The sequence below is a fragment of the Enterobacter sp. WPR_3_1 genome (assembly GCF_003635055.1).
GTDB classification, from domain to species: domain Bacteria; phylum Pseudomonadota; class Gammaproteobacteria; order Enterobacterales; family Enterobacteriaceae; genus Enterobacter; species Enterobacter ludwigii.
This window is the reverse complement of record NZ_RBXU01000012.1, coordinates 30051-51575: the sequence shown is the minus strand read 5'-3', so window position 1 is coordinate 51575 and position 21525 is coordinate 30051. Positions and strand designations below refer to the sequence as shown.

Here is a 21525-nt window from a genome sequence, read left to right as displayed (position 1 = left end):
ATTTTAGCCTGATTTCAACCGTGGAGAAAATCGGTATTGTGTGCGCTCGCTTGAACGTATGAGAACACAATGACTACTGCAATTCGGGTTTCAGGAAAACAGGGCGCGCTGCTGATCGCAGGTATCCTGATGATTGCCACTACGCTTCGCGTCACCTTTACCGGAGCAGCACCGCTGCTCGATACCATTCGTCTCGATTATGGCTTGAGTACGGCGCAAACCGGTCTGCTGACCACCCTGCCTCTGCTGGCTTTCGCCCTTATCTCCCCGCTCGCCGCAGGTGTTGCCCGGCGTATCGGCATGGAGCGCAGCCTGTTTATCGCCCTGCTGCTGATTTGCGTCGGCATTGCTGTGCGCTCCCTGCCTTCCGCCCCCCTGCTTTTCATCGGTACGGCGGTGATTGGTTGCGGTATCGCACTGGGCAATGTGCTTTTGCCTGGGTTAATTAAACGTGACTTCCCGGGACAGGTTGCCAGACTCACCGGTGCGTATTCCCTGACGATGGGGATCTCCGCGGCGTTAGGTTCCGCACTGATTGTTCCGCTGGCGCAGGGGGAAGCCGGCTGGCATGGCGCCCTGCTAATGCTGATGGCCTTTCCGTTGGCTGCACTACTGCTCTGGCTGCCACAGTGGCGTCAGAAACACGTTGCGACGGTGACCGGTGCAGGCGCGTTACATAACCGCGCCATCTGGCGCTCTGCCCTCGCCTGGCAGGTCACCCTTTTTCTGGGGATTAACTCGCTGATTTACTATGTCATCATCGGCTGGCTACCGGCGATCCTGCTCAGCCACGGGTATAGCGAAGCCCAGGCGGGTTCTGTGCACGGACTCTTACAGCTGGCCACCGCCGTTCCGGGTCTCGCTGTGCCGCTGATCCTCCATCGTCTGAAGGATCAGCGAGCAATCGCCGGCGTCGTGGCGCTGTTGTGCGCGATAAGCGCAGCAGGATTGTGGTTTGCGCCGGGAATGGCGGTCATGTGGACGCTGGTGTTTGGTTTTGGTACCGGGGCAACGATGATCCTTGGCCTGACCTTCATCGGGCTGCGCGCCAGCTCTGCGCATCAGGCCGCGGCCTTGTCCGGCATGGCACAGTCGGTTGGCTATCTGCTGGCCGCCTGTGGCCCGCCGTTGATGGGCAAAATTCACGATGCTGCCGGTGACTGGCGGTATCCGCTTCTGGCCTGTGCACTGGCCGCCGTGATCATGGCCGTTTGCGGTATGCTTGCCGGGCGTGACCGGGAGGTCACGCCCCGTTAGTAGAATGGCAGACCACCAGGTCTGCCTTTTTTATCCGCGCGCCGCGCGCAGCATTGCCTGTACCAGCACCACCGGTCGACCTTCCAGCGCGGCACGTTCATGCTGGAATAAAGTGATCACGAAGAACGGATGGGTCAGTAGCTCCGCGGCGCGAATTTCACCCTGCTCGTCCCAGCCGGTGACGCGCATTTCGCCGCTCTCCAGCTCCCGTGCAAATTCCGGCGACACACCGTAATTGCAGTGATATCCCTCCACGATTTCCGGTTTGCCATAGGCTTTGGCGATGAGCGTATTGTTGCGCAGCTCAATTGCATCGGTTTTTTCCACCAGCGAGCAGGTTAATGGCGCAATCACCATTGTGCCTTCGGTATCCGTTTCGGCGTGCGCCGCATCGTGCCAGCCCAGCACATTACGGGCGTACTCAATCAGCGCATGCTGGAACCCGCCGCAGGTGCCGAGGAAGGGAATGCTGTTTTCGCGTGCGTAGCGTGCAGCGATAAAGGCCGCCGCTGTGTTTTTGTACGGGCTTGCGGGAACCAGCCAGATAGCGTCATAACCTACCAGATCTTCCGGGCTGGTCAGTTCCGTGGTCGCGAGCCAGTCATAATCAGCGGTGAGGTCAAGAACGGCAGCGGCGTCGTCAATTGCCAGCGGGATCGCCTGGTGCGCAATAACATCGGGATTGTAATCGCCAACCAGCGCAATGCGCAGTGTGGTTTTAGCCGGGAGGTGTTCCATGAAAGGTTCCTTATGCCTGAGTATTAGCAGATAACATAAGGAACCTCAGACTACCGATCTTCTGCAATTATCACAATACCTTAAATTGGGTGGGTAAAGACAAAGTGCTAGAGTAATACGCAGAACGTTTTGCCGCAGCTGAGGAGAAAAGATGATCCAGTGTAAACGCGTATACGAACAGGCAAGCCCGGACGATGGTTATCGGGTGCTGGTAGACAGACTCTGGCCGCGTGGCGTGAAGAAAACCGATCTCGCGTATGATGAATGGTGTAAAACGCTCACCCCGTCCAACGATTTACGCAAGGCGTTTCATAGCGAAACCCTTGATTTCAACGCCTTCAGCAAGGCGTACCGGGAAGAGCTGGCGCAGCACAAGGACGAGGGGTTGCGTCTTGCGGCGCTGGCCAGCAAGCAGACCTTAACCCTTCTCTATGGCGCGAAAGATAAGGAACACAATCACGCCCTGGTGTTAGCCGACTGGCTGCGTAATGTCTAGTCAGTCGATCATCAGTTCATCAAGGATTTGCGGCGCCGTATCCGGGGTAAGCGGCATCAGATGTTCGGCGCGAATAAACGCAAAGCCGTGCTGATTGTCAAACGCGAAGACATCACCAGTCACCAGCCAAAGCGCGCGATCCGAGGTGGTGGGTAACTGCGTCATGACGCCATTGACCGGGTTAACGAAACGCTGACCGGGCTGACACAGGCCAAACAGTTCAACAGATTTACCAATATTACGACGGCCGGACGCCGTGCGGGCACCGATGATCATCGCCATGCTGCCCGGTTTAAGCTGAAACATACTTCTCTCACGATAACGGTAGCCATCGAAAGGCTAAGAATAATCCTAAAGAGAAGTGTACCGCAGCCACTATCCCGCTGTCACCTGGCAGGTTGCGGATGATCGCGACGATAAAGCGCCCATTCATCGATCACTTCGCCGCCAGGCAACTTGCACTCCGTGCGAACCCCTTGCGGGCTCTGAACCGGGACCTGTTCCCCGCCTTTATTCAGGCAGTAGACGGAGGCGGGATTAGCCATCCCGATAACATGGGGCGGTTTCGGGGCATCAGGCGGGGATGTTTTGGAGGTACAGGCGGCCAGCGGTAACGCCAGTGCCAGAAGCAGTAATCTCATCTCATTGATCCTTTTAACTTCATCAGATTTTAAGGGTAACGGGTCATCGCCGCTTTCTCCACGATTTCTCCATCTTAACTGCACTTTTCCACACTACAGTGGCACGTGTTCTCAATGACCAGAGAACATCATTCCGTAATCAAGATGTCTTTGCCCCGGTCTCAACATCGGGGCTTTTTTTCTCCCCCGCTCCCCTGTGATGAATATTAATATTTTTATATTCATGTTTTACTATGCCCGAAGTCGAAAAATTCAGCATAACATGCAGATGCAGACGTCTTCTGCATGGGAGTGAGCCTACGTCATGTCGGATATTATCCTTGCCCGTGTTTCAGAAACGCTCTCCACTGAGCAGTCCCTTGAAAGTCTCGTCCGCCAGCTGCTGGAGATGCTGGAGATTGTGACTGAGATGGAGTCCACCTACCTGACGAAGGTCGATATCAATGCGCGGCTGCAGCATATCCTCTACGCCCGCAACAGCAAGCAGATGCAGATCCCAGAGGGGCTGAGCGTTCCCTGGGGCGACACGTTGTGTAAGCGCGCCATTGAGAGTGGTACGTTGTTCAGTAACGAGGTGGCTGAGCGCTGGCCGGATTGCGATGCCGCGAAAGCCCTTGGCATTACAACCTACATGAGTATCCCTATTCATCTTGCGGATGGTTCACTCTATGGCACGCTCTGCGCCACCAGCACGGAAAAGAAACATCCCAGCGATCGCGGTGAACAAGTTCTGAAATTATTCGCCGGGTTGATTGCCCAGTATATTCAGAAAGAGTCACTGGTGATCCAGCTTCGGGAAGCCAATGCGGCACTCATTGCGCACTCTTATACCGATGCCCTTACCGGATTACCAAACCGCCGCGCCATCTTCGAAGAGCTGACGACCCTGTTTTCGCTGGCAAAGCACCTTAAACGCAACGCCATCATCGCGTTTATCGACCTTGATGATTTCAAGCTGATTAACGACCGTTACGGGCATGAATCAGGCGATCGGTTCCTGATTGAAGTGGGTAAACGTCTGACTGAAGAAAAACAGGCGGACGAAATAATTGGCAGGCTGGGCGGTGATGAGTTTCTGGTGGCCTCGCTTAGCCAAACCAACAGTACGGGTGAGAGCACACAGATTAACCTGCTTAAAACGCGCCTCGACGCCCGTATTGCAGGAGAATACTGGCTGGGGAGCGTGAACATTATTTATCCTGGCGCCAGCTTCGGTGTGATTGAAGTTGACCCCACCGTGACCGATCCGGACAGTGCGTTACGCGCGGCTGATGTCGCGATGTATCAGCATAAGAAAGGAAAAAGCAAAACGCGCTTTCTCGCGATGGATTAACCCCGTACACTCTACGGCGTTATAAAAACCGAAACAGGTGATGGTATGAGAATAGGGATCCTCTTCCCGGTCGTTATTTTTATAACGGCGGTAGTGTTTTTGGCCTGGTTTTTTGTCGGTGGTTACGCTGCTCCGGGGGCATAAATGAGAAAAACAACCCTCATTATGCTGATCGTGGCAATCGTGGCTGTTGCAGGCTCGCAGCTAGGCTGGTGGTAAACCCACCACGTAAAAAGGCCGCCATATGGCAGCCTTTTTCAACATTTATCAGGCTTAGCTTTTGATTTTTCTGTAGATAAACAGAACAACCAGCGCACCGATCACCGCGACAGCGAAGCTGCCGAAGTTAAAGCCATCGACCTTACCAAAGCCGAACAGCGTACTGATCCAACCGCCCACCACTGCACCGATAATCCCCAGTATTACGGTGACGATAAACCCACCGCCATCTTTGCCCGGCATAATCCACTTCGCCAGAATACCTGCAATAAGCCCAAAGATAATCCAGGATAAAATTCCCATAAGTTTCCTCTCCGTATGGTTTTTGTCATTAAATCAACGACACAAGAAAGGATAGCACAGGATTTCAGAAAGGAAATTTGTGATAAGCATCACAGTGAGAGAGTGCGCGTTTATTCATCAACAGCACCACAAGAAATGTGGGGTTGCATCTTTTGTTGAGAAAGATTATCTTTCTCAACACTGAATAGTTGAACGAAACACTCAGGTATTCAGTACGACATTGCTCACATTGCTTCCAGTATTTCTTGCCCACTCTAGAGTGGGCTTTTTTTTGCCTACACCGCGACAAAAGCGTGCCGGTTTCGCCCTGCACGTTTTGCCTGATAGAGCGCCTGGTCGGCGGCTATAATGATGTTCTGCTGGCTGCCCGCGATCTCCACGGCACGCGCAGTGGAGATCCCGACGCTAACCGTGACCCGCCCGAAGGGACTGAAAGCATGTTCAATATGCAGCGAAAAGACATTGCGAATGATCGTCTGACCGAGGCGGAGCGCTTCCTGGATATCCGTGTCAGGCAGGATCAGTGCAAACTCTTCCCCGCCATAGCGCGCCACAACCTGGTTGTCCCGGTTGAGGCTCTCCCTGAGGCTATTTCCCAGCAGGGTTAAACAGCGGTCCCCTTCGGGATGACCATAGTTATCGTTGTATTTTTTGAAGTAGTCCACATCGACAATCAACACCGAAATCGGGGCGTCGCTGGCCGCACAGGCCGCAATTTCTGACAGAATTTTTTCATCAAAAATGCGTCGGTTGAAAAGCCCTGTTAGCGCATCTTCAGACGCAATAATCTTCAGCGCCCTGTTATCCCGTGTTTTTCTGGATAAATCGGAATAGAGGAAACAGGACGCCGCAATGAGTATCGCGGTAAAAACCAAAATGAGTACAGAAAGCTGGAGAGCCTGCTTGCGCCAGGGGGCGAGCGCTTCTTGCGTACTGACCGCCACGGTGGTGACGAGCCCGTAGCGCTTGTTCTTCTCGAAAGCATAAATGCGTTCGATTTTATCAAACCGTGAGACAGAGCTGGCGATACCCGCGTTTTGTACCTTGAGGTATGTCCTGAAGAGAGGCGAATCCGAAACAATCGCGCCAATGTAATTATTTTTAAACGGATGACGTACCAGCAACACGCCTGACTGGGTTGTTAAGCCGATCACGCCTGAGTGACCAATATTGATCTGCCCGTATAACGCCAGAAAATTTTCGATACCCAGCGTAACCACAACGACACCGTTAAACGCGCCGGTAGGGGTTTCCAGCCGACGACTAATGGTTATGACCCATTTACCATTCGTTCTGCTGACCACCGGCTGGCCAATAAAAATCTGCTGGCTCTTATTTTCTTTGTGGTAGATAAAAAACGACCTGTCCACCCCTTTACGGGGCCCGGAAAAACTTTCATGCAGTGCCGTAAAAATATTCCCTTGCGCATCGTAAACAACCACATTATTTATCTGGATAAGAAGATTATCCTGATTGCTTATCATCCGCTGGATATTTTTGGCCTGTTGTGGGGTCATGCCATAAATTTTGATTATGTCGGAAACCGAAGTAATCAACATTTCACTTTGGCGCATGATCCCTTCGCTGTACACGTCTAAGGTATGGCTCAGGTTGGCAACGCTGGTGTTTATTTGCTGGATTGACTGCTGCCTGGACGTGGTAATTTGGACGGCAAGCGACAGCGAAATGATCAATGAGACAATGATGACGGTAATAGTTGTTGTGTAAAAAGTATTTTTCACATGCACGAGCTCTTCCACCTTATCACGCCTGACATCCCTGGCTGACAACTAGAGTCACTGTAACAAAGCTCAGGATAAGAGGAAAATGAATTGCACTTAAGCATACAACAGAAATCTGATGATATTTCGCTTTTCGCAAACGGGCATCAGATATTATTACTGGGGCCCCTTTCACAGAAAAAAATCTCTTACAGACTGACCTTCTCCAGGGGCTTAGATAAGATGACTTTAATAAATTCTTTATACGAGACCGGTTTACCAAAATAGTATCCCTGCAACAGGGTAATCTGATTACGGTTGAGGTAGTCCAGTTGCTCCTTCGTTTCTACCCCTTCAGCCACGATATGCAGTGAGAGTTTTTTCGCCAGGTCAATCACACAGTCCAGCAGGATCGTAGAGTCTTTCGCCTCTGATACCCGGTTCACGAAACTTTTATCGATTTTAATATAATCAATCGCCAGCGCGTGCAGACAGGAGAGTCCGGAATACCCGGTCCCAAAGTCATCAAGCGCAATGACGAAACCGGCGTTATGTAACGCATTGAGATTTTCCACCAGATGAGGATTATCGATCAGCGGTTCACGCTCGGTCACTTCGAGAACCAGTTTGACCTCTTTACCATAAAAGCCTTTTCCAAAGACCCGGCAGTCAGCGATAAAAGAAGGCGCATTGATGTGTCTGGCGCTGATGTTCACCCCGATGTGAAATCCGTCCGGCAACTTAGGCAAAAGCGGCTTAAGCTCGGTCACCACTTTCGCCATTAAACTTTTGGTCAGCGGAATTATCAGACCGCTGCGCTCGGCAATCGGAATAAAAACATCCGGTGGGATAAAGCCTGATTTTGGGTGCTTCCACCTTGCCAGCACTTCCACGCCATACAAACCGCCGGTATCGCCATTCACGATCGGCTGATAGTACGGAACGATCTCGCCGTGGATGATGGCTTTACGCAGATCGTCTTCAAACGAGCTGCTTTTCCCCCTGTAGCGACGGATAAGAATGCCAACAGCTACAGATAACGCAAGGATAAGCAGTATGAGGCTCCATCCCTGATGCAGTAAACGCGTCAGGCTGAAAAAGGCGGGAGGCTGCCAGGCCATGCTAAACGGAAAATGTGCCGATGCTGTTAAGGAACCCGCCCACTTCACGGGGGGCCAGCCGGTCACATCGCCCGCGCCGGCTATTGCTTTATCGCCAACAACCAGCCTCAGTCCCGTGTTGTTTGCTGCACTCGCAATAACATCCCGCAAATGCGCGTCGCTAACGCTTACGATAACGCGCCCTTTCGCGACGGGCATCTGAAAAAGTAACACCGGAATGCCGTTCACCAGGCGATTACCGGGGAGCAGCATCAATCCTTTGTTGGGCAGCGTCTGCGGGCGAAGAATCAATACGCCGTTTCCGGGAAGGGAGGTACAGACGATCCTACCCTGCTGCTCAATCATAATGGCGCGAAGATGCGGTTTCAGCGCAGCTTCCGAACCCAGTTCACGCTGTCCGGTGTCGGTACACCCTGCAGCGGCGACCCGTTTTGCGGTATCTGCAGCACTGACAGCCTCAGCAAGAATGGCCTCAATTTTACGCGTGCTTGCGGCGGCGGTTTCGGCATAATTTGACCGGGCCATATGCCACAACTGCCAGTTAATGATCAGCATGCCACTCAGAAACACAAATAAGGCACACAGAATGGGGAGCATAACGTTGCGCACGATTTTTTCCTTAAGAGAAAAACGCTCATTTATGACCTGTATAAGGCGATCGCCTGGCAAACTCTGCGCTGCTTAAAGCAATGTGAAAAGTTTAGTTAAGATTTATCTTAAAAAACTGGTACTTCCGCATGAGTTACTCTGACTGAATAAGATAAACCTCCGTTATTATCAGGCTTGTGCCTTGCCCTGGCTGTGTTAAGATTTGTGCAATCAGGGAGCGAACGGGACCACTGGAAAATGAAAAAGATCATTGCCGTTGCTATCATTTCAACGTTGCTGGTCGCCCTCTCTCTCTACGCGGTTAATGCGGTTATCGTGGCCCAGCAAAAGAGCAAACAGCTCGAGGTTTCCCATTCCCTTTTGCAATATTCAGAAGTCCTCTCTCAAAGTGTGGCGCAGGCGCTCAAAAGCATTACGACACAGGGTTGTGATAAAAACAGTCTCGATAGTTACAGGCAGATAAAGTTAGATAGCCTCTATTTCGGGGATATCGGTTTTATTGAAAAGGGGAAAATAGCCTGTACTGCTTTTTGGGGTAAACTCGCCACTCCCGTTGCCCTTCCTGCAGAGCTGCATAAAACGCCACGGGGTTTTCTTCTGGCACAGTTTTCCAGAAAAGATTTTTTTACAGGCAATGCGGCAATTTATAATAACGTGATTATATTCACCTCCCGCTATGCTTACGATAAGTTCACGCCGATTACGGCGAACTATTCACTGAGTACGACGACCAAAGATTTCGGCAGAACATTTTTCTCAGCCTCCCCGGTGATAAAAGAACAGAGCTGGCTGCATTCGAATCTGTTTACCTTAACCCTGACGCAGTGCAGCGCCGTATGGGATTTGTGTGTGATCGTGAAGCATCACAACGCAGGGCTGGCTTCGTTGTCGCTGGTGGTGTTTACCCTTCTCACGGCAATTTCGGCTTTCATCTGGATAGCGATCACGCTGTTTTTCTTCCGCATCTATGAAGATCGGTTCTCACTGGAGCGCACGCTGGTTAACGCGGTAAAAGCCAATACCATCAGCGTTAACTACCAACCCATTATTCGAATCCAGGATAAAAAAATGGTGGGCGTTGAAGTTCTGTCGAGATGGCGCGATAACAATCATGGAGAGGTCTCGCCTGAGCTCTTTATTCCCTTAATTAAGAAAATTGGCCTGTATCAAAAGTATTATATCAATATCATCGAAAAATCCCTGGCAGAAATCGCCTCGCTGGCGATTAAACATCAGCTGGTGATTTCATTAAACATTGGTCGAACCGAGATTGAGGACGGGCAATTCATTAAGATTCTGTGTCGTGAGTGTTTAGTGAACAGCATTCCACTCTCCTTGATAAAAGTCGAACTCTCTGAAAAGGCGGTTTCCACTGCGGATGTTCTCGAAGGGTTCTGTCAGGCGTTAAAATCACTGGGTGTGAGAATATCAATTGACGATTTTGGAGTACAAAACTCTAACCTCGCCCGCATATCGCTTCTGGAATACGATGAGATCAAAATAGACAAATCGCTGGTAGATGGTATTAATGAGCATTATAAACAGAATATATTCGTCATCTTTAGTGACGCCCTCGCCAGACTGAATAAAACGCTCGTCTTTGAAGGTGTGGAAAGCGAAACGCAATATCGCTTTATCGCAGACCGGTATCCTGATGCCCTGATTCAGGGATGGTATTTCTCTAAATCACTGACCATTGATGAACTGACGCAGCAACTTAACAACGATAAGCAAAAACCAGCGCGTTAACGTGTCAACATTGACGACGTGACGGCTCTGCATAGCGTCCAGTTATAATTCACGACGTTGAGTTTTAGTTCTTCGCAAACCTCACCGTAACGCTGCATGCGGCGCTCACGGAAAAACGCCCTCAGCGATTCAGGCAGACAGTCTGCCTGGTAGCGCAACAGCGTAGTGTGCCAGAACGGCGCTGGTAAAGGGGTATTGCCATGGCGTAAGCGCAACGCCTCTTGCCAGTCCGTGGTTAACAGACGTTCACAAAACGCCTGCCGCTGCTTCACGGCAAGTGTATCGGGTATGCCTGCAAGCAAGAGCTGGTTGGGCAATGCCACCAGCCTGAGTTCCCGAACCGTGATACCCAGACCGGCAAAAGGGATCCATGCGTCGATAAGCTGATGCGTCTTCGCCGGTAACGGTGCATTCTCGTCGTAGAAAGGGAGCGTTATGGGTACGAAGGTGAAATGGAAGCCGGATGGCGGCTGGAGGTCTACTAACGAGTCGTGGCGGGTCAACGCCCGCAGTTCCCGAAACAACATGTCGACAGACGCGGCCATTTCCGGCTGGAAACCTGTTGCCAGTGCGAGCTTTTGCGTAGCATAAAACGGCTCCCTTACCGCTCCGATACCGTCCCGCTTTTCCCAGAGTGCCAGCGTCTTAGCGTTGGTGTCGTGGTAATGTTTTTCCAGATCAGACGTTTCCATTTCTTTCCTAAAAACATATAGTCGTCACATTCAGACCGTAGATTACCCTGAAGCACACTCTCATTTGGTTAAAACGTGAAAAATTCTCTGTTGTTTCCGCTGGTACTCTTTTTCCTGATCGTTATTTTCGCCCTGCTCATCGGTAAACCCTCAACGCACATCCCGGATAAAAAATGCATGTGGTCCGATAGCGTGATGCTGAGCTGTTTAGCAAAGCATCAGCACAACGGTTTTTGAGGCGGACTATTCATTTCCCCACTGATTGAGGAAGTTCGCAATATCATCAATGCGCGCGCTACGGATGCCGGCTTCACTCGCCATCTCTTGCTGGGCTTCCTCGCTGATCTCTTCATTGTTCGATAAACGGGTGAGCAGCAACTGGAAATAACAGGCAAGAGGATCGCGCTCTGCCTCACTTACCGGCTCCGCGGCTTCCGACGCGTATTCATCGACGATGTCATAATATTTAAGTGGAATTTCATTGTGCATAAACAGTCTCTTCTATGACCTTTAAGGGTAATGCCTGAGTATATCGGACGGCACTCTTAGACCAAAGCCTTGTTAATCAACGCAACCACAATGCAATCAATGCAGCCAGCGCCGGTAAAGCCTGAACATAGAGTATTTTTCGGCTGGCGGTCATGGCACCGTAAATGCCCGCAATCAACACGCAGGTCAAAAAGAAGAAGACCACAGGAACACCGCTTTCACCAAGCCACAGTCCCCAGAGCAGTCCCGCTGCCAGAAAACCGTTATACAACCCCTGATTTGCGGCCAGCACACGGGTGTCGCGTGCAAAATCAGGGCTGAGATTAAATGCCTTGTGGCCTGTTTTTGTGTTCCACAGGAACATTTCCAGCACAAGTATGTAGAGATGAATTAATGCAACAATAGCGACAAGGATCGTAGCTAACATCTTGCAGTCTCCCGCAGGCAGAGGAAAAAAACGGGGACCTTCTGGCCCCCGTTCACGTTTAACCCAGAATCTGGATGACATATTCGCGATGATCGTGTCGCCAGACTCTGAACATTTTAGCATCTTCTATAGCGTTAACGATCGGGCCAGCGACTTCAACCATTTATATGGTGCATCAACGTGACACCGGAACGTACATTAACTCAAAACGCTGCCGTTCCATACATCTCCGAGATTTATTACCCGGTCATTATTGTATGCACCAGAGGCATTCAGGTTTTTCAGCGGGCTCCAGTCATTGTTCCAGGGGATAAACATGGTTGCTTTAGGGTATTTCTGAAGAATAACACTCACTAAGTTTGCATAATCAAACTGGCCGTTAATTGTTGATGGCCCCACTTCTGCAAAGGCAAACGGCTTATTCAATGCCACCATTTCATCGTAACCGTTTACAGTGGCAGGATTGTCTGTATACAAGTCCAGGCCAGTAATATCAACATACTCTGCGCCAGGGTAATAAGATGTCTTATAATCCCGGTTTGCATCAGGAGAGAAGACCCAGAGTAAATTGTTTAACCCTTTCGTTTTAACGAAATAGTTAAAGATATCCTGATACAGGCGTCGATACAGATCCATACGTACAGTATCGTTTGTATTCTCACCGGTTGCCCCCCACCAGAACCACTCGCCATTCATCTCATGCAAGGGTCGATAAAAGACGGTGACACCTTTCTCATTCAGTTGCTGTAGGCCCTGAGCGACCTTATCAAGCATTGCCAGCCAGCGCCCACGCGCCGGTGTTCCAGACTGTAAGATTGCAGAAAATTCATCATTACTCACAGGATGCTTGAGAGCCCCCTTTCCATCACCAGGATTATTCCCCGCAAAACAAGGGTTTGGTAAATGGTGACTGATCGCAACCAGTCCGCCTTTTTTCCAGTGGTCGATCAGATCGGCATTACAACCAAAATCGATCAAACTGGCTTCCTCTCCAGGGGTACAGGCATCCCAGCCACGGGCATAGTCAGCGCTATAAATAGCCGGGAATTTCCCGGTCAGGGCCTGCAGGTCTTTTCCTTGTTGCAGGGAAAAAGCATCGACGCCGCCGATATTGCTATAGCCACCAAAAATACCTGAAATGAGCTTTTTACCCTGTCGATCGGACAGACCACTCAACCACTGATAAATCATTTTCGCATTATTATCTGCAGACTGATTTGCGGGTACTACAGTAAAAGTACTCATTTATAGAATATCCTTACGTCTCGATTGGAAAATACATGGCAATGAATGACCATGCGTGTTTGCTACGTACACAATAAAACCGACATTACCCGGCTTTATTTTTTCGTACAGTTTGTCTGGCTTTTCCCACTACCGCGGAAAGTGCCAGCACAGCAATACCGTTTGATTAAATAACTTGCTGCGACAGGGATATTTATATCAGCCGCCTGCTTAAAATGATGCTAATTCACGTTGTGCTATCTCCCGTAATACGAGTGATATTCCGCACACCAGAAAGTTATGCTGACAACAGAATTAATGAGGGTTTCACCGTAATCGTCGTACCCGATAAGTTAGATCAGGTATTCATGAGCGCGGCACCGGGTGAGGCCGGACACCATAACAATGAATTTAGTGAGACGTGGAATTAAGATATACAAGAAATTTTGGGGCATACATCGCCGAATCAGACGACGAAAGCGCATGATGGCCCGGTAAAGCGTGGACGGTAAATGCTATTGAAGGGAGGGGTTTTGATAACCGTACGAAGTCGAATAATAAAAAACGGGAACCCATCGGCTCCCGTTCTTGTTTAACCCAGCAAGTGGATTACATGTTCGCGATAATCGCGTCGCCAAACTCTGAGCATTTCAGCAGCTTAGCGCCTTCCATCAAACGTTCGAAATCGTACGTTACGGTTTTGGCGTTAATCGCGCCTTCCATACCTTTAACGATCAGGTCTGCCGCTTCGAACCATTCCATATGACGGAGCAGTATTTCACGAAATAATTAATAATGCATTGATTTTTAAGTAAAAAAAATTTAAAGCAATGCTTTCGCCATACATTTTTAGCCACAGGCTAACCAGTTGATTGTATTCAATTATTTTTGGGTTTTGATAACTACTTTTCGGTTGAAGTAATTATTCTCCTCTTAATTACGGGAAATCAAAAAGGTTTTTTAAACCCCTCATGTGACTCATAAAAATCAGATGGTTAGAGTATTTTTTTCCTAACATATCCATTTGTTTCACGTCAGGTATTACGGGGATGGTGAGTGTTTATGTAAGGAACGAAATTGCTTACCAATCGCCCATAGTCCGCACTTAAAGTTATATTGAAAACTTTGCTTAGCTCCTTCCAGTTTCGCAACTCACCGCTTTACGCCTCTCTACCCGATCAGCATAATCGTCACGAATCCATCGTAAGACTTAACCAGCGCGCTGATTTTTCTCCCTGCCCTATACTTTCAGTCTGATATCTAGCTGGAGGTTTCTATGTGTGGACGTTTTGCACAAGCCCAAACCCGTGAAGAATATCTGATGTACTTGGCCGATGAAGCCGATCGCGACATCGCATACGACCCTGAGCCTATTGGACGTTACAACGTGGCGCCAGGTACCAAAGTTCTGCTGCTGAGCGAGCGAGACGAGCAGTTGCATCTTGATCCGGTCCTGTGGTCATACGCACCCGGGTGGTGGGATAAGCCGCCACTGATTAACGCGCGCGTCGAGACGGCGGCCACCAGCAGAATGTTCAAGCCTCTCTGGCAACATGGCCGGGCTATCTGCTTTGCGGATGGATGGTTTGAATGGAAGAAGGAAGGCGACAAGAAACAGCCCTACTTCATTCACCGGGCCGACGGTCAGCCGATATTCATGGCGGCGATCGGCAGCACGCCATTCGAACGCGGTGATGAAGCGGAGGGTTTTCTAATCGTAACGTCTGCAGCTGACAAAGGCCTACTCGATATTCACGACCGCCGGCCACTAGTGCTGTCGCCGGAAGCAGCACGCGAATGGATGCGCCAGGATATAACCGGGAAAGACGCTGAAGAGATAGTCGCCGACGGTGTAGTGCCGGCTGAGAAATTTATCTGGCACGCCGTGACGCGTGACGTGGGTAATGTCAAGAACCAAGGGCCGGAGCTAATCGAGGCAATAAGATAAAAGGTCAAAATAGACAAGGAACGCCCGAAATGAGCGAAAAACGGTTGTTTACGACACACTATAGGTCAGGTTGATTTCTTGACTCTCATTAGCCATATGAAGCATCATTTATTGTATAGAAAGTCACAGAAAATCTGCTCCCAATAACTGCTTAGTAAAGATATAGTATCAAAGCTAGGCACAGCTTAATCTGTGCTGAAGGTAAAACGACAAATAAATGGAGAGAATGTTTAACCCAAACCTTCACTTCTTTAGCCATGGAAATAAATTTACGTTAGGGGAAGAGATATGTCAGAAGGGTATATCCAGAGTTTTAAGCTTAAAGTTCATGAAAGCAACGGAATAGAATATGAAAATTTGTTTTCAAAAGTTATGTCGTATTATCGCCCAGGATTCGATAAAGTAAAACCTCATGGTAACATAGGTGACAGAGGTAATGATGGGTGGGTGTCTGATTCTGGCATTTACTATCAAGTATACGCCCCAGAGGATCTACCTAACAATGAAAAGAAATCCCTTGATAAAATGAAGGATGATTTCAAAAAGCTTTACTTGTATTGGAATACTATTTCTACCGTCAGGGAGTTTTATTTTGTTATCAATGATAAATATAACGGCATTCCACCATACTTAAACAAGGCAATCGCCGAGATAAAAAGTGAATATGGTTTAATTAATGCGATGGTGATTGGTGCAACGATCCTTGAGGGATTTTTTTTAACGCTCAGTAATGAGCAAAAAAATTATATATGTGGACAATCGACTCGTAATCAGTTCTCAACAGAGCAATACCTTGTTGAGCGTGTTACAAGACAAATGTATCTTCAAGATTGGTATAACATTAGCGATAACCTTATTGCTAACGCTATGCAATCAGAAGTTGTAGATGGATTTTATGATGCCTGCCAAACCGTTCTTGCAACACAAATGCCAGGCCGACTTCCCAATCTTGATTTCTCAATGAATGAGCTTGCTAACCATGCGCATAACCTTTGCGAACATATAACTGATATGAATTTTGCAAGTAACATAAATGGTTTTTGGAGAAGGGATATGAGTTGGAAGAAGATCAGAATAGATCAAGATAAATTTCATGAAAAGGATGCAAAATACGAATGTTGGAGAAGAGAATTATTTCGCCTACACTATAATTTAGCTCACGCTTTAAATCTTTTCTCTCTAGAGGTCAGAAAGTCAATTAACCCTGATTTCTTTTATGGTTTCAAATTCGGAATAAACGATAGCATGGGCACCTATAATAATTTACAATCTATGTACCTTATTCCTAACTCGTACTGCTCAAATTATCAAGAGTTATTTGGCAGCGATTAATATTTAATTAACGCCACCCTCCGGGGTGGCTTTATTAAAAATCACTTCATTAATAAAAATAAACAATTAGCACAACAATATCATCATGGAACTCGAATAATTTTGATAAAAAATAATTATCCGACTCCTTTCTCGCTCAATATTATCAAAAATTACTTTCCTTAACTAAATTACTGCAATGATCGCCTGCTTTTTACAGAAAGCTGACCAAGAAATCAGGAAAATTTATCGAACTCTAAGCAGATCTGAATATCTCGTCGTATATCGAGGCGACAGCATTTCTCGCTTCATCTGCCACTGTTGCTGAATGCCCTGGCCTGCAAAGTACAGCGTTCCTTTACCGTCTTTCGCATTCAGATGATCCAGCACCTCCATCAACCTTTCGCTACCTGCCCTCGGGGCGTTCTCGTCGAACAGGTTGAGCTGAGCTACACCTTGGCTGAAAAAGTCCCCAAGCATGATTCCTGCCTTCTGGTACCGGTGACCATCCTTCCAGATTCTGTCCAGGCACTTTACCGCAGCGTTGATGATATCGCGTGAATCCTGAGTTGGTGTAAGAAGCTTCATTGATGCGCTATTACCGTAATACGGTTCATTCAACGCAAAGGGAGAGGTCTTAACGAACGCCGAGATAAACCGGCAATACTGATGCTCACCGCGTAGCTTTTCAGCACCACGTGCCGCATAACTACAAATAGCCTGGCGCATCTGTTCGTACTCGGTGACGCGTTCGCCAAATGATCGGCTGCATACGATTTCCTGCTTTGCTGGCGCAAACTCTTCCAGCTCAAGACAAGGCTCGCCGCGCAACTCCCGGACGGTTCGCTCAAGTACTACGTTAAAGTGTTTACGGATAATCCATGTGCTTTGTTCTGAGAGGTCCATAGCTGTTTTAATGCCCATGGCGTTAAGCTTCTTACTGATGCGGCGGCCAACGCCCCAGACGTCCTCGACTGGAACCAGCGAAAGCAGTCGTCGCTGGCGGTCGATGTTCGATAAATCAACTACTCCGCCAGTCTGGTGCTGCCATTTCTTGGCGGCGTGGTTTGCCAGCTTTGCGAGTGTTTTTGTCTGCGCAATGCCAACCCCGACAGTCAGATGCGTACGCTTCAGAACTGTCGCGCGGATCTCTTTGCCGAAGTCAGTCAGGTTCCGGCAGTTCCTAACGCCCGTCAGGTCACAAAAAGCTTCATCGATACTGTAAATTTCGACGCGGGGGCTCATTTCCTCAAGCGTCGACATTACCCGGTTCGACATATCAGCATACAGCTCATAGTTGCTGCTGAAGCAGACAACGCCAGCGCGCCGGAAAAGATCCTTTTGCTTGAAGAACGGCTCCCCCATAGTAATTCCAGCCGCCTTGGCCTCAGCGCTTCGGGCTATCACGCAGCCATCGTTATTCGAGAGAACAACAACCGGCCGGCCTCTTAAATCGGGCCTGAACACCGTCTCGCATGATGCGTAGAACGAATTCACATCACAGAGCGCGAACATGTTCAGCTCGCCGATTTAACGATGAAAGTTACGACGCCGAACACATCGAGCGTGTCCTCGCTGCCGACGATAATCGGCGAATAAGCGCTGTTCATCGGATTGAGTTGAACGGTCGGGCGGAGCTGCAAACGCTTGACTGTGAACTCCCCTTCTACCGCGGCGATTACGATATCTCCGTGTTCAGCAGTACGAGAGCTATCCACCACCAGCAGATCACCGTCGCTAATACCGGCCTCGATCATTGAGTCGCCTGCGGCTTTTACGAAATACGTCGAGCTCGGGTGTGAAACCAGTAACTCATTGAGATCGATACGCTGTTCTACGTAGTCAGCTGCCGGGCTGGGAAAGCCGCATTGCACTAAGTCGCTGAAAAGTGGAAGCGCGATAATTTCTCGCAATTCTGCAGGCCTGATAAATTCCATTACGCGTACCTCAAATACTGTTTTTATATACAGTAGTTTTCTTTTTGAGGGTTCGCAATACACCGGATTCCATATGGCTGTACAAAGCTTCACCGCTTCGTTTCTAAGTTTCTCTCACGATTCGATTTGTTGCTTTTGTAAATTTTACAGCACTGGGTCTAAATGAGCAGAATTAAGACGACTTTGAAGCGGGAAACCTTTTATACAAGGTGCAGACAGCCAAAGCGTAAATGATTGCAACCTTTTTCCGATCCACTCCGTTGGCGATCAATCTGCCAGCCTGAGACCATTGATCTGGGGTTAATTTTGCACGCCTTCCGCCTATTCACCCTTTTCTCTTGCCACTTCTAACACCGCACGGGTTCGCTCCACAATAAACTCTCTTTCCATTTCCGCCAGTGCTGACATGATGTGAAATATAAAACGCCCCATTGGGCTGGATGTATCCATGCTGTCTGTGAGGCTCTTGAAGTGAATGCCACGCTGACGGAGTTCGCCCATCAGTTGTTCTAATTTCCGCTAATGCGAACCTCCAGACCATATTCCTACACAACTAACGCATCTTTTCACGGAGGATTTTCATCAGCTTTTTGAGTGCAGCCTATGCGCCATCGCCCCGCTCGTTCTTTATTCAAAAGTTCGCTCACATTCTTTGCGTACGATAACATGTTGCTAGAAAGTCAGTTTTTTTTCATTTCAAGTTATCTTTGCATAATTAGTTTCAGTATTAACCACACGTTGACTTCTGATAAAAAACATAATAACTCCGGACAGCTTAAAATTAATCAACTTTCAGATCCGAAATTAAGTTGAAATCTTGGGTCATCAAAAAAAACAACCATTAAACCGAAGGCAAACACATTTAAAATATGCGGTTTAGAAAATAAAGTAACTTTAAAGCACACACCACAACATTTAATTCTCCCAGTATATTACTGGCAATAATCATCATAAGCAGTTAAAAGAGCCTGCATCGATTTTATATACTTCATATATTCAATGACAATAGGGAACCTATCGGCTCCCAATCTCATTACACTCTGTTCCCAAATTTTATATTCGAGATATTAGGGATATTTTCTCCATTTATTCCACACAACTATTTTATTTATAACTCGTTATTTTCAAGCTTCCTCGCCAAGAACCTGATCTGTTTAGCCATTTCTTTTAGATAAGCAACATCTAAAGGAACTTCAAGTTTAGAATAACTTTCTGCAGCTTGCGTTCCTGCATAGTTAATGAAAACTCTACTATCTGACTTTTGCCAAGTCAGATAAAGTGCAGACGCATCCATTTTAAAAGCATGCCCTTTATTGTTTCTGGATGTTACATTGAAATTCCCATCCGGAAATTCTATATAAATTCCTTTTTGAGTCTTCATCTTTTTGCTCTCCTATGAATGTAGCAATACAAAAAATTATGATTACAGACCTATATATGGTTAAGCAGTAACAATCAATAAATCCAAGTATGCAAAAACCCTTGTTCCTCGATATCAGTGTACTGTCATTCCTACTATACGGGCGGTAGGAACGTTAGTTGGTAACATACCAACGCAGGTTTTACTAAGTTTACCTTTATTCATTCCTTCCAGCATGCATTTCTTGTTCTACCCGACGTGTTTTGGATTTGTATAAAGAATCGGCAGGCATCTCGACGCGAACGGAGACAAATTGGTCGCGGGGAATATCGACAGGATCGCCATTGCTAATACCCTTCAGTTCGTTCCTGGCGAACGCTGGCGCTTGCGGGTGTGTGCGGTGATAGGTTTTCACCAACACAGAACCGTCAGCATTAACCTCATAATCAAGCCATAGCAGAGGCTGCTTGTTACGGTCGGTAGGAATATCAAAACCACCATCGATACCGCCCCAGGCAGCGTCCGAATTGAGAGCCTCACATCCTTCGACAAGGTATTGCCCAATGCCCAGACGGGTGACTTTAACGCCTTCTGATTCGTCGTTAGTTTCGAAAGAACCGTCAGCAAATAACTTCACCACTGGCGATGCTGCCTTCAGCGTGCCATCGCTGGTCTTTGTGGTGTTCTGCGTTGAGTAAAGGGTGTGTGTTGTGGAAAAACCAACGTTCGAAAGCCCCGCAACAGTCCCTGTCCCCTGGCGATACTTAAGCCCCTGAGACGTTGAAGCTAATTGCCATGCCGTATAGCCACCACCGGTCGCATCATGCCAGCCACGAAGAGTTAACATGCTGGTGTATGTATCTGCACCGCTGCCACCTCCCCATCCATTTCCACCCGCCTGGATACCAAAGGACATACCCAGCGGGTATTGACTAATCAAATCATACGAAGCGAGGGGCCTGAAATCGCGATGGTATTGAGCCATCACTGGCGCAATATCTATGCTCGATGCTAACGGTGCAAACTTATTATCAACGTCTCGTGTTGCGCTGTTTCCTAAGCCGAGGTTTGTGCGAACGTCTTCTGGCTTCGTTGCCCCGGTCCCGCCGTCAGCGATTGCAAGCGCACCGTTACTCCCTTTCTGCGCCAGTTTGCCGATGCCGGGGATCGTTACAGGGGTGCCGTTGATGGTAACGGTGATGCTCTGGTTTGCTGAGGTGGTGGCGAACGTCTCCCACGCGCCAATGTTCTCGTCATACTCTTTAATGAGCTGTGACATGGCCTGTGCCAGGCCGTCGACCGAGATATTGTCTGACACAAGGATTCCATACTTCTGGCCGCTCAGCGCCGGGGAAGCAGCTGGCGTAACCGTCAATGACGTGGCGCTGTTCACGGCTGAAATCTGGAACATCTGGACCGGGTTAGACATGACGATAATCGTCTGGCCAGCGCGAACCTGGCTGGCCGGTGCCGTCCAGTTTGTGCCAGTGCCGGTTGCGGTATTTCCGTTAATAGCGATAGTGCCAGTATTATAAAGCATAGGTACCTCTTAATTAATTGATCGCTATAAACGATCAATAACTAAATATTGATTCGCACAAACGATCTGAATAATTAATGTTTATTTGTGAATATGTGCATTCCACTAATTAATGGAATGTAAAAATGAAAAAGAACTATTTATCGATGCTTATAGGCGTGACGTTATTGTCAATATCATCACTGTCTGTAGCTTCAGAAGCGGGACACACATCCAATCCTGGATATGGCGATGGTGGAACAGCACAGAAACGCCAGATTGACGCCTGTGTTAACGCGAATACATCCACTGTCACGTCTTACGATAATGTCTCACACGTTAAGCCATGTACTGGTGGCGTCTCTTACAAAGACAGAGAACTCCCGGCCCAAAAAATTAAAGCACCATTCAAGTAAAATAAATAAAGCCCC

23 protein-coding genes and 2 pseudogenes are annotated in these 21525 nt (G+C 48.4%); 9 read left to right on the top strand and 16 right to left on the bottom strand.

Annotated elements, in window-relative coordinates; translation table 11 throughout:
• The first annotated feature begins 69 nt into the window (after positions 1-69).
• On the top strand, positions 70-1257 hold the full coding sequence (locus tag BJ887_RS16830) for a CynX/NimT family MFS transporter (RefSeq protein ID WP_014169631.1): 1188 nt from the start codon (positions 70-72) through the stop codon (positions 1255-1257).
• Between the two features lie 30 nt (positions 1258-1287).
• Here the strand turns inward: BJ887_RS16830 and BJ887_RS16825 are convergent, their stop codons facing one another.
• The gene (locus BJ887_RS16825) at positions 1288-1995 is read right to left on the bottom strand and encodes a CTP synthase (RefSeq protein WP_014169630.1); all 708 of its coding nucleotides are present in this window, start codon (positions 1993-1995) and stop codon (positions 1288-1290) included.
• A gap of 151 nt (positions 1996-2146) precedes the next feature.
• Between BJ887_RS16825 and BJ887_RS16820 the strand changes: the two genes are divergently transcribed.
• Positions 2147-2491 (top strand): DUF488 domain-containing protein, encoded by a 345-nt coding sequence (locus BJ887_RS16820; protein WP_014169629.1) that lies wholly within the window; start codon positions 2147-2149, stop codon positions 2489-2491.
• On the opposite strand, the gene BJ887_RS16815 is transcribed toward BJ887_RS16820, so the two are convergent.
• On the bottom strand, positions 2492-2797 hold the full coding sequence (locus tag BJ887_RS16815; protein ID WP_020884446.1) for a hypothetical protein: 306 nt from the start codon (positions 2795-2797) through the stop codon (positions 2492-2494).
• An 80-nt stretch (positions 2798-2877) separates the two neighbouring features.
• Positions 2878-3132, bottom strand: coding sequence for a DUF333 domain-containing protein (locus tag BJ887_RS16810; protein ID WP_020884447.1), 255 nt, complete (start codon positions 3130-3132; stop codon positions 2878-2880).
• Positions 3133-3436: 304 nt separating this feature from the next.
• On the opposite strand from BJ887_RS16810, the gene BJ887_RS16805 reads away from it, so the two are divergent.
• From BJ887_RS16805 to yoaJ, 3 genes are read left to right on the top strand one after another with little or no spacing between them, the layout of a single operon-like run.
• The gene (locus BJ887_RS16805) at positions 3437-4465 is read left to right on the top strand and encodes a sensor domain-containing diguanylate cyclase (RefSeq protein WP_121340168.1); all 1029 of its coding nucleotides are present in this window, start codon (positions 3437-3439) and stop codon (positions 4463-4465) included.
• A 45-nt stretch (positions 4466-4510) separates the two neighbouring features.
• A complete protein-coding gene (locus BJ887_RS16800; RefSeq protein WP_014883431.1) occupies positions 4511-4609 on the top strand; it encodes a YoaK family small membrane protein in 99 nt (32 codons plus the stop codon).
• The gene (gene yoaJ / locus BJ887_RS23360) at positions 4610-4684 is read left to right on the top strand and encodes a protein YoaJ (protein ID WP_071605476.1); all 75 of its coding nucleotides are present in this window, start codon (positions 4610-4612) and stop codon (positions 4682-4684) included. It begins immediately after the preceding gene.
• Positions 4685-4738: 54 nt separating this feature from the next.
• On the opposite strand, the gene BJ887_RS16790 is transcribed toward yoaJ, so the two are convergent.
• From BJ887_RS16790 to BJ887_RS16775, 3 genes are all read right to left on the bottom strand, one after another.
• Positions 4739-4987 carry a GlsB/YeaQ/YmgE family stress response membrane protein gene (locus tag BJ887_RS16790; RefSeq protein ID WP_006174788.1) on the bottom strand — a complete coding sequence of 83 codons (249 nt, stop codon included), beginning with the start codon at positions 4985-4987 and terminating at the stop codon, positions 4739-4741.
• A gap of 275 nt (positions 4988-5262) precedes the next feature.
• On the bottom strand, positions 5263-6735 hold the full coding sequence (locus tag BJ887_RS16780) for a sensor domain-containing diguanylate cyclase (protein WP_121340239.1): 1473 nt from the start codon (positions 6733-6735) through the stop codon (positions 5263-5265).
• Between the two features lie 182 nt (positions 6736-6917).
• Complete coding sequence (locus BJ887_RS16775) at positions 6918-8438, bottom strand: cyclic diguanylate phosphodiesterase (protein WP_121340166.1); 1521 nt, start codon at positions 8436-8438, stop codon at positions 6918-6920.
• A gap of 237 nt (positions 8439-8675) precedes the next feature.
• Between BJ887_RS16775 and BJ887_RS16770 the strand changes: the two genes are divergently transcribed.
• A complete protein-coding gene (locus BJ887_RS16770) occupies positions 8676-10187 on the top strand; it encodes a cyclic diguanylate phosphodiesterase (RefSeq protein WP_121340165.1) in 1512 nt (503 codons plus the stop codon).
• On the opposite strand, the gene BJ887_RS16765 is transcribed toward BJ887_RS16770, so the two are convergent.
• The 5 genes and pseudogenes from BJ887_RS16765 to BJ887_RS16740 all read right to left on the bottom strand — a co-directional run.
• Positions 10184-10879 (bottom strand): hypothetical protein, encoded by a 696-nt coding sequence (locus BJ887_RS16765; RefSeq protein WP_121340164.1) that lies wholly within the window; start codon positions 10877-10879, stop codon positions 10184-10186. The two genes, BJ887_RS16770 and BJ887_RS16765, sit on opposite strands and share 4 nt — an antisense overlap.
• 243 nt (positions 10880-11122) lie before the next feature.
• Entirely contained in the window at positions 11123-11368 is a 246-nt protein-coding gene (locus BJ887_RS16760; protein ID WP_014169620.1) for a YmjA family protein, read from the bottom strand.
• A 76-nt stretch (positions 11369-11444) separates the two neighbouring features.
• A complete protein-coding gene (locus tag BJ887_RS16755; RefSeq protein ID WP_020884453.1) occupies positions 11445-11795 on the bottom strand; it encodes a DUF1304 domain-containing protein in 351 nt (116 codons plus the stop codon).
• Between the two features lie 198 nt (positions 11796-11993).
• Positions 11994-13040, bottom strand: a complete 1047-nt coding sequence (locus BJ887_RS16750) for a glycosyl hydrolase (protein WP_121340163.1) — start codon at positions 13038-13040, stop codon at positions 11994-11996.
• Between the two features lie 588 nt (positions 13041-13628).
• A pseudogene (locus tag BJ887_RS16740) lies at positions 13629-13808 on the bottom strand (NADP-dependent isocitrate dehydrogenase); the annotation flags it as partial.
• 487 nt (positions 13809-14295) lie between these two features.
• Here BJ887_RS16740 and BJ887_RS16735 point away from each other — a divergent pair.
• Entirely contained in the window at positions 14296-14967 is a 672-nt protein-coding gene (locus BJ887_RS16735) for an SOS response-associated peptidase (RefSeq protein WP_121340161.1), read from the top strand.
• Between the two features lie 288 nt (positions 14968-15255).
• Positions 15256-16299 carry a hypothetical protein gene (locus BJ887_RS16730; RefSeq protein WP_121340160.1) on the top strand — a complete coding sequence of 348 codons (1044 nt, stop codon included), beginning with the start codon at positions 15256-15258 and terminating at the stop codon, positions 16297-16299.
• Between the two features lie 225 nt (positions 16300-16524).
• Here BJ887_RS16730 and BJ887_RS16725 read toward each other — a convergent pair whose 3' ends face one another.
• The 5 genes and pseudogenes from BJ887_RS16725 to BJ887_RS16705 all read right to left on the bottom strand — a co-directional run bounded on the left by BJ887_RS16725 (position 16525) and on the right by BJ887_RS16705 (position 21115).
• Positions 16525-17793, bottom strand: a complete 1269-nt coding sequence (locus BJ887_RS16725) for a Y-family DNA polymerase (RefSeq protein WP_121340159.1) — start codon at positions 17791-17793, stop codon at positions 16525-16527.
• A gap of 2 nt (positions 17794-17795) precedes the next feature.
• A complete protein-coding gene (locus BJ887_RS16720) occupies positions 17796-18215 on the bottom strand; it encodes a translesion error-prone DNA polymerase V autoproteolytic subunit (protein ID WP_062935978.1) in 420 nt (139 codons plus the stop codon).
• A gap of 172 nt (positions 18216-18387) precedes the next feature.
• A pseudogene (locus BJ887_RS16715) lies at positions 18388-18719 on the bottom strand (recombinase family protein); the annotation flags it as partial.
• 604 nt (positions 18720-19323) lie between these two features.
• Entirely contained in the window at positions 19324-19596 is a 273-nt protein-coding gene (locus tag BJ887_RS16710) for a hypothetical protein (RefSeq protein WP_121340158.1), read from the bottom strand.
• A gap of 196 nt (positions 19597-19792) precedes the next feature.
• Positions 19793-21115 (bottom strand): phage tail protein, encoded by a 1323-nt coding sequence (locus BJ887_RS16705; protein ID WP_121340157.1) that lies wholly within the window; start codon positions 21113-21115, stop codon positions 19793-19795.
• A 125-nt stretch (positions 21116-21240) separates the two neighbouring features.
• On the opposite strand from BJ887_RS16705, the gene BJ887_RS23190 reads away from it, so the two are divergent.
• Positions 21241-21510: a hypothetical protein gene (locus BJ887_RS23190; protein WP_176261259.1), complete on the top strand. Its 270-nt coding sequence runs from the start codon at positions 21241-21243 to the stop codon at positions 21508-21510.
• Positions 21511-21525 lie beyond the last annotated feature (15 nt).